The organism is Pseudomonas sp. GW821-FHT02A08, assembly GCF_059422045.1.
The window spans coordinates 108,294-121,326 of the sequence record NZ_JBWKWD010000018.1 but is presented as its reverse complement, the minus strand read 5'-3'; the positions used below and the strand labels follow the sequence as shown (position 1 = coordinate 121,326).

The window sequence follows — 13,033 nt, the reverse complement described above, 5'->3', positions numbered from 1 at the left end:
GGCGGTGGATCAGACAACATTGATGTCGTCTGATCCACCGCCTTCGCGAGCAAGCCCGCTCCCACATTTTGCTTTGCATTCAGCGCATCAGGCGCCGAAACCACCGTCGATGGTCAGGCTCGCGCCAGTGATGTAGCCAGCTTCCGGGCTGACGAGGTAGGCGACGAAGCTGGCGATCTCTTCGGCCTTGCCGTAACGACCCACGGCCATCAACGGGATCAGGCTTTGCGCGAAGTCACCCTCGGCCGGGTTCATGTCGGTGTCGACCGGGCCCGGTTGCACGTTATTGATGGTGATGCCTTGCGGTCCGAGATCGCGGGCCAGGCCTTTGGTCAGGCCGACCAGTGCCGACTTGCTCATGGCGTACGGGCCGCCACCGGCGAAGGGCATGCGGTCGGCGTTGGTGCTGCCGATGTTGATGATGCGACCGCCTTCGGTCATGTGTCTGGCGGCGGCCTGGGTGGCGATGAACACGCTGCGCACGTTGATGGCCAGTGTCTGGTCGAAGTCTTCGAGTTTGAAGTCGGCCAGTGGTGCGACCGCCAGTACGCCAGCATTGTTGACCAGGATATCCAGGCGACCGAAGGCTTCCACCGTGGTGGACACGGCACCGCGGATCGCCTCGGCGTCGGCGCTGTCGGCCTTGATGGCCAGGGCCTTGCCGCCCTTGGCGGTGATGCTGTCTTGCAGTTCTTCGGCCTTGGCTGTGGAACTGACATAGGTGAAGGCAACGGTCGCGCCTTCAGCGGCCAGGCGCTTGACGATGGCGGCGCCGATACCGCGGGAACCACCTTGAATCAATGCCACTTTGCCGCTGAGGTTCTGAGTAGTCATGTCGATCTCCAAGTACCGAGGCGAGATGTCCCGGTTGATGGAGCCTAGTATCGATTCAGGATTACCTGCTGTGTAGACCATAATTACGATAGTCTGTGTAAACCAGAAGTTTATAGTGGCGCCTATGGAAACCTTCAGCAGTATCGAATGCTTTGTGCGCAGTGCGGAGGTCGGCAGCTTTGCCGAAGCGGCGCGGCGCTTGAGCCTGACACCCGCGGCGGTGGGCAAGAGCGTTGCCAAGCTCGAGGCGCGCCTGGGTGTCAGGTTGTTCCAGCGCAGCACTCGCAGCCTGACCCTGACGGAGGCCGGTCAGTTGTTTCTCGGCGAAGTCAGCGCCAGCCTGCATACGATCCAGAATGCCGTGGCCAACCTTGCCAGCGCCGGAGGGCAACCGGCGGGCACCTTGAAAGTCAGCATGGGGACGGTATTCGGCTGCCTGTACATTGTGCCGATGCTCGGCGAGTTTCTGCGGCGATTCCCGGCCATCAACCCGGACTGGCACTTCGACAACCGCCAGGTCGATCTGATCGGGCAGGGTTTCGACGCGGCAATCGGCGGCGGATTCGAATTGCCTCAAGGCGTGGTGGCACGCCGGCTGAGTCCGGCGCATCGGGTGTTGGTGGCTACGCAGGACTATCTGGAGACACATGCGGCAATCAGCGAGCCGGATGACCTCAAGCACCATGACGGGATCCTGATCCGCTCGCCGCAAACCGGTCGTGTGCGCTCCTGGCAATTGACCCATCGCAATCAGCAACACAGCCCGTTGATGCTCAAGGCGCGGATGACCATGAGCGATTCCGAGGCCGCCTGCGTCACGGCCGCGCAGGGTCTGGGCATTGCGCTGGTGAGCATGCCGTTTGCCGCAGGCTATCTGGAGTCGGGCAGGCTGCAACGGGTGTTGCCGGACTGGTACATCGACGACGGCTACACCTCCATCTATTACGCCGAACACAAACTGCTGCCCGGCAAGACCCGGGCGTTTGTCGATTTCGTCATTGAGCAGTTTGCCGAGCGGGGGTTGGGGCAGAGGTTCAGTGCGGTTTGAGGCAGGCTCAGGACCGAGGTGCTGCATTCGCGAGCAAGCCCGCTCCCACACTGGATCTGCGTCGAATACAGATGTTGTGTGGGAGCGGGCTTGCTCGCGAAGGGGGCACCGCGGTCTACCGGACAAACCGCGCCGGCCAGCCAATGATGTTTTTCGGCCGCGGCGTCGCATAGGTCCGCACTTTCGACGTCGACAGCCCCAACCGCACCAATGATTCGGCAATGGTCACCGCAGCCGTCACCCCATCCACCACCGGTACCCCGGTACGCCGGCGAATCTGCTCGTCCAGCCCTGCCATGCCGCCGCAGCCCAGGCATATCACTTCGGCCTTGTCCTGGGTCACCGCCAGTTCGGCCTGATGCACGATGGCTTCCAGTGCGCGCTGCGGTTCGTGTTCCAGTTCCAGCACCGCCAGGCCACTGGCCCGTACCGAGGCGCAACGGTCCCACAGGCCCGAGAGCTTGAGGCGATCTTCGATCAGCGGCACGGTGCGGTCGAGGGTGGTAACCACGGAATAGGCGTGACCGAGAAACATCGCCGTGCTGGCGGCGGCATCGGTGATGTCCACCACCGGCACATTGAGCAGTTCCTGCAAGCCTTCACGGCCGTGTTCGCCGTAGCCGGCCTGGATCACGGCGTCGAATGGCTGGTCGTAGGACATCACCCGATCCATGACCGCGATGGCCGCCAGGTAACTCTCGAAATTGCCTTCGATGGAGTCGGCTCCGAAGTGCGGGGTGAGGCCGACGATTTCCGTGCCGGGGGACGCGACGGCCTGCGCCGAGCGGGCGATGGCCTGGGTGATGGATTCGGTGGTGTTTACGTTGACCACAAGAATGCGCATGGGAAGTCCTTATTGCAGGTGGTTCTGCGGCCCGACAACGCCGGGCCGCGACAGGATTAATGACTGACGTTGTCGACCGCGATGGCTTCGCCGCTGACATCGGCGTAGTGCGGTTGGCGCTTGGCGATGATCAGGTAGACCATCCCGGCAATACCCGCACCAACCAGCCAGGAGAACGGCGATACGCTGTGGAACCCAGGCACCAAGGCCAGGACGATGGCGATCAGGGCTGCGGGAATGAACGCCGCCACCGCGCGTAAATTGACCCCGCGGCTGTAGTAATAAGGGCCGTTGGGGTCTTCGCTGTACAACTGCGGCACGTTGACCTGGCCTTTTCGTACCAGCCAGTAGTCGACCATGATCACGCCGTACAATGGGCCGAGCAGGGCACCGAGGCCGGACAGGAAGTACACGATCACCAGCGGACTGTTGTAGAGGTTCCACGGCAGGATCAGCACGGCGATGGTCGCGCTGATCAGCCCGGCGCGGCGGAAGGTCAGGTACTTCGGCGCCAGGTTGCTGAGTACGAACGCCGGGGCGACGAAGTTGGCCATGATGTTCACCGCCACGGTGACGATCAGGAACGCCAGGCAACCGAGTACCAGGAAAAAGGTGTTGGGGATCGAGGCGATGATTTCAGTCGGGCTTTCGATGATCCGGCCATTGATCTGAAATTGCGCGCCACACAGCAGGACAGTGATGCTGGCGAACACCAGGATATTCACCGGCAAGCCCCAGAAATTTCCGACCTTGATGGTCTTGCGGCACGGTGAAGAGCGGGCGAAGTCGCAGAAATTGAGGATCAAGGTGCCGTAGATCGCCAGCCACAGTGCGCCACCGGCAAAAATATTGCGCCACATCTCAGCGCCAGCCAGCGGCTCACGGATCGACCAGGCGATAGTCGCATCGGCCTGGGTGTACATCCAGGCGGCGAGGGCCGCGACAGTCAGCAGAATTACCGGGCCGGCAAACGCCTCATAGCGCCGCACCATTTCCATGCCGTAAGCGAGGATCGCCAGCTGCACGAACCAGATCGCGACGAAACACACCCAGCCCAGGGTCGACAGACCGAGGATCGAGTTGTGGTCGTAGTCGGCGAACCCGGGATGGATCGCCGTCAACAACACGCGAAACACTACGGACGCGAGGTACGTCTGAATCCCGAACCAGGCGATGGCGATCACGGCGCGGATCAACGCGGGAATTTGTGCACCATGAATGCCGAAACTGATCCGGCTGATGACCGGAAAGGGCACCCCGGTTTTCTGGCCCATGTAGCCAGACAGGTTCATGAAGAAGTAAACCAGCGCCGCGCCGATCCCCAGGGACATGAGAATCTGCCAGCCACCCAGGCCCAAAGCGTATAGACCTATGGCAAACGAGTAGTTGGCAATGTTGTGCACGTCGTTGGTCCACAGGGCAAAGATGCTGTAGCGGCCCCAGCGCCGGCCTTCGGACTTGGTCGGTGCCAGGTCTTTGTTGTGCAATCGAGGACTGAGCACCACGGGGGCGTGATGCGCCTGATTGTCGGCGGTGTGAGTTGAATGGGAGGAGGGTAGATCCAGCGCGATGTTGTTATTGGAGAGACTAGTACGCATTCCGGCAGGCTCCTGATGCTCGACGCCGCGATGACTGTGCATGAGCCTTGGCTCGACAAATCTTCGTCGCGGGTGGCGAATATCATTGGTTACGGGGCATCTGCAGCCTGTACGGGATAGGGCGCTTCAGGCTTGCGGATCTAAAGTGTGTGTATGTTTTGAGATGATTGTATACAAAACATGTATGCACTTAAGCCAGATCCATGCCAGTCAGGATTCTATAAAAGCCAGTACTCATTTCGTTTTGTTATCGAAAACAGATAACTGGCTGAAAAACAGAAAATTTAAATTGACCGGTTGAACAGGTATTTATTTTTTTGAGAGGGTCTTGGGCGAGGCGGGGGGAAAGGAGATGTAACTTTTTGGGGCGCGGAAACTAAAAGTGCACACAAAAATGGCACCTATGGTGACGTTCGTGTGTACACATTTATTGTGAGCTGACGCTAACCAGTGTGGGAGCGGGCTTGCTCCGGGCGGCGCTCCGACGAAAGCGTCGGGTCCGTCGATGCATTTACTGACTGATACACCGCTTTCGCGAGCAAGCCCGCTCCCACAGGGGTATTTCACAAGGCTTGGGATCAGGCTTTCGACTTGCTGATGATATTCCCCGCATGCAGCCCGCATTCTTTCTGCGTCGCTTCTTCCCACCACCAGCGGCCTTCGCGCTCATGCTGGTTCGGTAGCACCGGGCGTGTGCAGGGTTCGCAGCCGATGCTGATGAAGCCGCGTTCGTGCAGGCTGTTGTACGGCAGTTCCAGCATGCGGATGTAGCCCCAGATCTCTTCGCTGGTCATTTGTGCCAGCGGGTTGAACTTGTACAGGGTGCGTTCCGGGGTGGAGAACGCGGTGTCGATTTCCATCACCGCGACGGCGCTGCGGGTGCCGGGGCTCTGGTCACGGCGCTGGCCGGTGGCCCAGGCCTTCACGCCGGACAGCTTGCGACGCAGTGGTTCGATCTTGCGGATGCCGCAGCATTCGCCATGGCCATCCTTGTAGAAGCTGAACAGGCCTTTTTCCTTCACGAAGGGTTCAAGTTTCGTGTAATCCGGCGACACCAGTTCGATGTCGATCTTGTAGTGCTCGCGCACCTGATCGATGAAACGGTAGGTCTCGGGGTGCAAGCGGCCGGTGTCGAGGCTGAACACCTTGACGTTCTTGTTCAGCTTCCATGCCATGTCCACCAGCACCACGTCTTCGGCGCCGCTGAAAGATATCCACAGGTCATCGCCGAACTCGGCAAAAGCGAGTTTGAGAATGTCCTGGGCGGACTTGTTGGCATAGGTCGTGGCGAGTTCCACGACGTCGAACGTTGGGCTCATCAGGGCGGCTTCCTACAGGTCGGTGGCGCTGGGCGCTCTATATGGGGTCGATGGTAACAAAAAGCTGCGCGGGCCGGGGCATCCTCTGCGTTGCGCAGGCAGGCCCGAGTCGCTAGAGTTCGGCAGTCTTTTTGCTCGCTCGACTCAATAATCAATACAAATGGGAGTGTCTTGTGGAAATTGCCTGTCTGGATCTTGAAGGTGTGCTGGTTCCGGAAATCTGGATCGCCTTCGCCGAAAAAACCGGGATCGAATCCCTCAGGGCCACCACCCGGGACATTCCCGACTACGACGTACTGATGAAGCAGCGCCTGCGGATTCTCGACGAGCACGGCCTGAAGCTCACCGACATTCAGGAAGTAATCGCCACCCTCAAGCCGCTGGACGGCGCCATCGATTTCGTCGACTGGCTGCGCGAGCGCTTCCAGGTGGTGATCCTGTCGGACACCTTCTATGAGTTTTCCCAGCCGCTGATGCGCCAGTTGGGCTTCCCGACCTTGCTCTGCCATCGCCTGATTACTGACGACGCTGGGCGAGTCACCGACTATCAACTGCGTCAGAAAGATCCCAAGCGTCAGTCGGTCCTGGCCTTCAAGAGCCTCTACTACCGGGTGATCGCGGCGGGGGATTCCTACAACGACACCACGATGCTGGGCGAGGCCGATGCCGGGATTCTGTTCCATGCGCCGGATAACGTGATTGCGCAGTTCCCGCAGTTCCCGGCGGTGCACACGTTTGAAGAGCTGAAGCAGGAGTTCATCAAGGCTTCGAACCGGACGTTGAGCCTGTAGTCGCCTGGTCTGACGCCTTCGCGGGCAAGCCCGCTCCCACAGGTGATTACCGAACCCTGTGGGAGCGGGCTTGCTCCGGGCGGCGATCCGACGATGCTTTTAAAGACTCTGCAAAGTATCGAGCAGCACCTTTACCTTGGTGATCGATTCCTGATACTCAGCCTGCCATTCCGAGTCCGCGACAATCCCGCCACCGCCCCAGCAACACACCTGCCCGTCCTTGACCAGCAAACTGCGGATGGCGATGGAGCTGTCCATCTCGCCGCGCACGTCCAGGTACAGCAACGAACCGCAATACAGCCCGCGCCGGGTCGGCTCCAGTTCGTCGATGATCTGCATGGCGCGGATCTTTGGCGCGCCGGTAATCGAGCCGCCGGGGAAGCTTCCGGCGATCAGGTCCAGGGCGTCGCGGTCATCCGCCAGTTCACCGGTGACGCTGCTCACCAGGTGGTGCACGTTCGGATAGCTTTCCAGGCTGAACAATTCCGGCACCCGTACCGAGCCGGTGCGGCAGGTGCGACCGAGGTCATTGCGCAGCAGGTCGACAATCATCAGGTTTTCCGCGCGATCCTTGGGGCTGGCCAGCAATTCGGCGGCGTTCGCGGCGTCTTGCTCAGGCGTCAGGCCCCGCGGGCGGGTGCCCTTGATCGGACGGGTTTCCACATGGCCCTGGCTGACTTTGACGAAGCGTTCCGGCGACAGGCTGAGTACAGCGTCGCCGTCGGGCAAGCTCTGGAAACCGGAAAATGGCGTAGGGCACGCCGCGCGCAGCGCGCAGTAAGCGGCCCAGGAATCACCCTGGCAGGGCGCGCGAAACCGTTGGGCGAAATTGACCTGATAACAGTCGCCGGCCTGAATGTATTGCTGGATGCGCTCGATGGCCCGTTGATACTCGTCAGCGTTCAAGTCGGCGGTCATCGGGCTGAGCAGTTTGAAGGGCGTGACCACTTCCGCTGCCGGTTGGCTGAACAGTTCGATCAGGCGCTGGCGCTCGCTGTCGGGCAGGGTCGGGTGGAACACCAATTGACTGGTCTGCGAAAGGTGATCGCTGATCAATGCCCAGCCGTACAAGCCGAAACGTGCGTCCGGCAGATGCAGGTCGTCACGGGCCTGGCTCGGCAGGCGCTCCAGGTGCCGGCCGAAGTCGTAACTGAGGTAGCCGATCAATCCACCGGCAAACGGCAACTCATAAGGTGCCGGCAGAGTGGCTTCGCCCAGGCGCGTCAGGTTGTCGCGCAGGCGTTGCAGGAAAGCGTCGCCACTTTCGTCGGGCGATACCGTCAGTTGTTCCTGCGGCCAGGCGCTGAGCAGGTCATAGCGGCCGCGGTCGGCGCTGGGGCGGCCACTGTCGAGCAGCACGGCACCGGGGGCATGGCGAATCGCCGCGAAATATTGGGCGGGGTTGGCGCGATAGGGCAGCGGGTGTACGGAGCAGGTCAACATGGGCGGGGGAAGTCAGCCATCGAGGCGGGGTGGCGATTGTAGTCCCCTCGGGGAATTGCTCCTAGAGGGGATGTCGGGGATTGGCAGATCGGGGGTGGGATTGAGGGTTTGGATCAACCCTCAAGCGCAGGAATATGCCCAAACATCTCCTGCACAAATGCCACGCGCTCTTCGACCGTTTCGGTCACGCCACGGGCCTTCAAGTCTTCCAGCCGCGCCTCGACCGCGTGAGCGCGCAACGTCAGGCCGCAGTCATTGGCAATCTGGATGTTCAGCCCCGGCCGGGCGTTGAGCTCCAGAATCAGCGGGCCTTTTTCCTGGTCCAGGACCATGTCGACACCGATGTAGCCCAGCCCGCACAACTCATGACAGCCGGCGGCGAGTTTCATGAAACCATCCCAGTAGGGCAGTTGCACGCCATCCACTGCGTTGGTGGTGTCCGGGTGTTTGTTGATGATGTTGTTCAGCCAGGTGCCGCGCAGGGTCAGGCCGGTGGCCAGGTCCACACCGACACCAATGGCGCCCTGGTGCAGGTTGGCCTTGCCGTTGGACTGGCGCGTCGGCAGGCGCAACATGGCCATCACCGGGTAGCCCATCAACACAATGATGCGAATGTCCGGCACGCCTTCGTAACTGATGCTCTTGAAGATCTGGTCCGGAATCACCCGGTATTCGATCAGCGCCCGGTCGCGGTGACCGCCCAGGGAGTACAGGCCGGTCAGGATGCTGGAAATCTGATGCTCGATTTCCTCATGGCTGATGATCCGGCCGGACACCGTGCGATAACGCCCTTCAAAGCGGTCGGCGATCACCAGGATGCCATCACCGCCGGCGCCCTGGGCCGGTTTGATCACGAAGTCGCTGCGCCCGCCGATGATCTCTTCGAGATTGTCGATTTCCTTCTCGGTGGAGATCACACCATACAGCTCGGGCACATGGATGCCGGCGGCGATGGCGCGTTCCTTGGTGATGATCTTGTCATCGACGATCGGGTACAGGCTGCGTTTGTTGTACTTGAGCACGTAGTCTGCGTTGCGCCGATTGATCCCCATGATGCCCCGGGCTTCCAGGGCCTTCCAGGTCTTCCAGAAGCCGAACATCAGGCGTCAGCCTTTTTCATGAAGGCCTTGAAACGTACCAGTTCAGTCAGGCGATAACCGCGATAACGACCCATGGCCAGCATGAAACCCACCAGGATCAGCAGGATCGCCGGGAAAGTGAACACGAAGTACACCAGTTCCGGCACGGTCATGATCAGGTGCGCCAGGGACGCGGCGAACAGCGTACCGATGGCCACTTTCATGGCATGGCCACCGCCGCGCTCTTCCCAGGTGATCGACAGGCGTTCGATGGTCATGGTCAGGATCACCATCGGGAACAGCGCGACCGACAAGCCGCGCTCCAGGCCGAGTTTATGGCTGAACAGGCTGATGGCCGCAATCAGCACCACCACGAACGTCAGCACCACCGACAGCCTCGGCAGCATTTGCAGTTTCAGGTGTTCAAGGTAGGAGCGCAGCGACAGGCCCAGCGCCGTGATGATGGTAAACAGCATGATACCGAAGCCGAGTTGGGTTTCGCGGAAGGCCAGGGCGATCAGCACCGGGGTGAAGGTGCCCAGGGTCTGGATGCCGATCAGGTTGCGCAGGATGAGGATCACCAGCACGCCGATCGGGATCATCACCATGATCATGAAGGTCTGCTGGGTTTGCAGCGGCAGGCCGTACAGCGAGTACTCGAGGAAGTTGGCGTCGGTGTTTTCGTCGGTCAGCTTGGCCAGGCGAATGGCGTTCATTTCGCTGTTGTTCAGGCTGAAGGTCACGTTGGCTTTCTTGCCGCCATCGACGGTGATCAGGTTTTCGTCGCCGGTCCACCACAGCAGGCGGTCGCTTGGCAGGCCTTGTTCACCGGTTTCCGGGTTGAAGTACAGCCAGTCCGTGCCATTGAAACTGCGCAGCCACAGTTCCGGCATTTGCGGCTGGTCGGCCACCAGGCGGATGGTGTGGACCTTTTCGATCGGTACGTGGGCGATGGACAGCAGCAACTCGACGATTTTCGCCTTGTGCGCGGCGGAAGGATCACCGGCCAGCAGCAGTTTCACGTTGTCGTCGTTGAGGTTGTTGACCCGCTTGATGGCTTCTCCGACAAAGGTTTCGACGTCGGCCGAGTGTTGGCGAATCGGTGCGAGCAGGGCTTCGGCGGCGATTTTTTCCGGGCCTTCGATGGTCATGCTGTCGCGAAAGGTCGGGCCTTTGATCTTGGCTTTCTCGCCGGAATAACGCTTGGTCAGCACCAGGCGGTAATACAGCGTCTGATTGCCTTTGGCCCGGCGTGCCGACCAGGTGACCTTGCGGTTTCCGTCGACCCGGTTCACGGCCACGCCGTAGTTGTTGGAGATGAAGCTCTCGTTGAGGCTGACGAAGTCGCGGCTCAGCGGCGGCACGAACATCTGGATCTTGACCGGGTCCTTGGCACTGGCGACGAACTCGACCTTGGCGTCGATGTTCCACAGGTCGTCGGTGGCGTCTTCGGTCACCGGGATGCCCAGTACGAAGATCTGGTAGGCCGTAACTGAAATGCCCAGCACCACCAGGATGGCGATCAGCAGTTTCAGGTGAAGGGTAAGAGAGCGCATTTGAATTACTCGGCGGTATGAGCGTCGGTGGTGCAGGCAGGTTTGCCGGCAGCATATTTAAGGCTGGGGTCAACCAGTGCATCGAAGCGCTTGAGCGCTTCGGAGCCAATCAGTAGCGGGTATTGGAAAGCGCTGCGGTCGGTCAGGTTCACTTCGATGCTGCGCAGGGCCGAGCCCATGCAGATGTCCAGTTCGATCACCGGGCGGGCGGTGTACTTCTTGCCTTCCTCCGGGTCGTAGTCGCCGGCCCGGCGCTTGATCTTGCTGACACGGGCCAGCGGGCGTTCGATCGGGTGCGAATGGGCGGCGTCGATGGCCAGGTAAAAGCGTACCCACGACTCGCCGTTGCGTTTGAAGCGTTTGATATCCCGGGCACTCAGGGACGCGGTTTTCGCCCCGGTGTCGAGTTTGGCTGCCACTTCCAGGTTAATGCCATTGAGCGATGCGTACTCATTGAGGCCATACACGGTCTTTTCCCCGGCCATTGCGAAACCAGGCAGACAAAGCAAATAAAGGAAGGTAACGAAGGGCTTGAGTCTCATAAATCCTGATGCGCAGCGGTCCGACTTGATTCAAGGCCCTGGCATCGCTGCGCAAGCTCCCTCGTATGCCTGGCAGGGTTTTATGACAGGCAGTGCAGATGTGACAACCAAATGCGGGCGGCATTCTAGCACGGTGGTCTGTTGGCGCCAGCGCTGGCCGGTGGCTATAAATAGAGGGGTTGCTTCGTAATGGTGCAACCGGTTATCAGAAGATTGTCGACAATATCGATTTAGCCTTTGACTGTGCCGCCTGTATTCGTTAGTTTTTGCGGCATTGGCTTACAAGGTGTCGACAATATGCTGGATCAACTCGATCCCCCGGTTTCTACGCAGGACGATACGGAGACACTTTCCGAGAACGTCTTCCGACGCATTCAGGCGGCTATCGTCAAAGGCGATATCGCGCCGGGCAGCAAAATCTCCGAACCGGAACTGGCGCGCACCTACGGCATCAGCCGTGGCCCGTTGCGCGAGGCCATCCACCGTCTGGAAGGCCAGCGCCTGCTGGTTCGCGTGCCGCATGTCGGCGCACGGGTGGTGTCGCTTAACCACGCCGAACTGATCGAGCTATACGAAATCCGCGAATCCCTGGAAGGCATGGCCTGTCGCCTGGCCGCCGAACGCATGAGCCTCGAAGAAATCGACGAACTGCGTCGGGTCCTGGAAACCCACGAGCGCGATGAGGCGTTTCAGGCCGGGAGAGGCTACTACCAGCAGGAAGGCGATTTCGACTTCCATTACCGAATCATCCAGGGCAGCGGCAACCGTACGCTGACCCAAATGCTCTGCGGCGAGTTGTATCAACTGGTGCGCATGTACCGCATCCAGTTTTCCACCACGCCCAATCGCCCGCACCAGGCGTTTGCCGAGCACCACCGCATTCTCGATGCCATCGCCGACCGTGACGGTGAGCTGGCCGAGTTGTTGATGCGCCGTCACATCGGCGCCTCCAAACGCAACATCGCCCGTCATTACCAGGACGGCGCTAACCCGACAGCCAAACGAGGTGAGTCATGAGTTTGAACAAGAGCACTCCAGGCCAGCGTTTCCGCGATGCGGTCGCCAGCGAACATCCACTGCAAGTGGTCGGCGCGATCAACGCCAACCACGCGCTGCTGGCCAAACGCGCCGGTTTCAAGGCGATCTACCTGTCGGGTGGCGGGGTGGCTGCCGGCTCCCTCGGCGTGCCTGACCTGGGCATCACCGGCCTGGATGACGTGCTGACCGACGTGCGCCGTATCACCGATGTTTGCGACCTGCCGCTGCTGGTGGACGTGGACACCGGTTTCGGTTCCTCGGCGTTCAACGTCGCTCGTACCGTCAAGTCGATGATCAAGTTTGGCGCGGCGGCGATTCATATCGAAGACCAGGTCGGCGCCAAGCGCTGCGGCCACCGTCCTAACAAGGAAATCGTGACCCAACAGGAAATGGTCGACCGCATCAAGGCGGCCGTCGATGCCCGTACCGATGACAGCTTCGTGATCATGGCCCGTACCGACGCCCTGGCGGTGGAAGGCCTGGAATCTGCCCTGGATCGCGCAGCCGCGTGCATCGAGGCCGGCGCCGACATGGTGTTCCCGGAAGCCATCACTGAACTTGAAATGTACAAGCTGTTCGCCAGCCGCGTGAAAGCGCCGATCCTGGCCAACATCACCGAGTTCGGCGCGACGCCGCTGTACACCACCGAGCAACTGGCCGCGGCCGACGTATCCCTGGTGCTGTACCCGTTGTCGGCGTTCCGCGCCATGAACAAGGCCGCGGAAAACGTCTACACCGCGATCCGCCGCGATGGCACTCAACAGAACGTCATCGACACCATGCAGACCCGCATGGAGCTTTACGATCGCATCGACTACCACACCTTCGAGCAGAAGCTCGATGCGTTGTTCGCGTCAAAGAAATAATGAAAGCCCTGTAGCAGCTGCCGAGCCTGCGAGGCTGCGTTCGAGGCCGAAGGACTCGCAAAACCGGATATCCGT

The 13,033-nt window shown here is 60.5% G+C and carries 12 protein-coding genes; 4 read left to right on the top strand and 8 right to left on the bottom strand.

Features of this window, described 5'->3' with window-relative positions:
• Positions 1 to 87 precede the first annotated feature (87 nt).
• Positions 88 to 834, bottom strand: coding sequence for a 3-oxoacyl-ACP reductase family protein (locus AC07W4_RS14930; protein ID WP_495032939.1), 747 nt, complete (start codon positions 832 to 834; stop codon positions 88 to 90).
• Between the two features lie 124 nt (positions 835 to 958).
• Between AC07W4_RS14930 and AC07W4_RS14925 the strand changes: the two genes are divergently transcribed.
• The gene (locus AC07W4_RS14925; RefSeq protein ID WP_008048554.1) at positions 959 to 1,882 is read left to right on the top strand and encodes a LysR family transcriptional regulator; all 924 of its coding nucleotides are present in this window, start codon (positions 959 to 961) and stop codon (positions 1,880 to 1,882) included.
• 115 nt (positions 1,883 to 1,997) lie between these two features.
• Here the strand turns inward: AC07W4_RS14925 and AC07W4_RS14920 are convergent, their stop codons facing one another.
• The 3 genes from AC07W4_RS14920 to AC07W4_RS14910 all read right to left on the bottom strand — a co-directional run bounded on the left by AC07W4_RS14920 (position 1,998) and on the right by AC07W4_RS14910 (position 5,643).
• Entirely contained in the window at positions 1,998 to 2,726 is a 729-nt protein-coding gene (locus tag AC07W4_RS14920; protein WP_495032938.1) for an aspartate/glutamate racemase family protein, read from the bottom strand.
• Between the two features lie 56 nt (positions 2,727 to 2,782).
• Positions 2,783 to 4,324, bottom strand: a complete 1,542-nt coding sequence (locus AC07W4_RS14915; protein ID WP_495032937.1) for an NCS1 family nucleobase:cation symporter-1 — start codon at positions 4,322 to 4,324, stop codon at positions 2,783 to 2,785.
• A 578-nt stretch (positions 4,325 to 4,902) separates the two neighbouring features.
• Positions 4,903 to 5,643 carry a phosphoadenylyl-sulfate reductase gene (locus AC07W4_RS14910; protein ID WP_007971943.1) on the bottom strand — a complete coding sequence of 247 codons (741 nt, stop codon included), beginning with the start codon at positions 5,641 to 5,643 and terminating at the stop codon, positions 4,903 to 4,905.
• Positions 5,644 to 5,816: 173 nt separating this feature from the next.
• Here AC07W4_RS14910 and thrH point away from each other — a divergent pair, with 173 nt between their 5' ends.
• On the top strand, positions 5,817 to 6,434 hold the full coding sequence (gene thrH / locus AC07W4_RS14905; RefSeq protein ID WP_495032936.1) for a bifunctional phosphoserine phosphatase/homoserine phosphotransferase ThrH: 618 nt from the start codon (positions 5,817 to 5,819) through the stop codon (positions 6,432 to 6,434).
• A gap of 99 nt (positions 6,435 to 6,533) precedes the next feature.
• Here thrH and pabB read toward each other — a convergent pair whose 3' ends face one another.
• From pabB to rloA, 4 genes are all read right to left on the bottom strand, one after another.
• Complete coding sequence (gene pabB, locus AC07W4_RS14900) at positions 6,534 to 7,877, bottom strand: aminodeoxychorismate synthase component I (protein WP_495032935.1); 1,344 nt, start codon at positions 7,875 to 7,877, stop codon at positions 6,534 to 6,536.
• Between the two features lie 113 nt (positions 7,878 to 7,990).
• Complete coding sequence (locus tag AC07W4_RS14895) at positions 7,991 to 8,977, bottom strand: alpha-L-glutamate ligase-like protein (protein ID WP_495032934.1); 987 nt, start codon at positions 8,975 to 8,977, stop codon at positions 7,991 to 7,993.
• Positions 8,977 to 10,512 (bottom strand): osmotic stress tolerance membrane protein RloB, encoded by a 1,536-nt coding sequence (gene rloB / locus AC07W4_RS14890; RefSeq protein ID WP_495032933.1) that lies wholly within the window; start codon positions 10,510 to 10,512, stop codon positions 8,977 to 8,979. The genes AC07W4_RS14895 and rloB overlap by 1 nt, the downstream gene beginning before the upstream one ends.
• Before the next feature lie 5 nt (positions 10,513 to 10,517).
• Positions 10,518 to 11,054: a retropepsin-like aspartic peptidase RloA gene (gene rloA, locus AC07W4_RS14885; RefSeq protein WP_495032932.1), complete on the bottom strand. Its 537-nt coding sequence runs from the start codon at positions 11,052 to 11,054 to the stop codon at positions 10,518 to 10,520.
• 297 nt (positions 11,055 to 11,351) lie between these two features.
• On the opposite strand from rloA, the gene AC07W4_RS14880 reads away from it, so the two are divergent.
• Both AC07W4_RS14880 and prpB read left to right on the top strand, forming a co-directional pair.
• Positions 11,352 to 12,071 (top strand): GntR family transcriptional regulator, encoded by a 720-nt coding sequence (locus tag AC07W4_RS14880; protein ID WP_008048579.1) that lies wholly within the window; start codon positions 11,352 to 11,354, stop codon positions 12,069 to 12,071.
• Positions 12,068 to 12,958 (top strand): methylisocitrate lyase, encoded by an 891-nt coding sequence (gene prpB, locus AC07W4_RS14875; protein ID WP_007988902.1) that lies wholly within the window; start codon positions 12,068 to 12,070, stop codon positions 12,956 to 12,958. Before AC07W4_RS14880 ends, prpB begins: the two co-directional genes overlap by 4 nt.
• Positions 12,959 to 13,033: the final 75 nt, after the last annotated feature.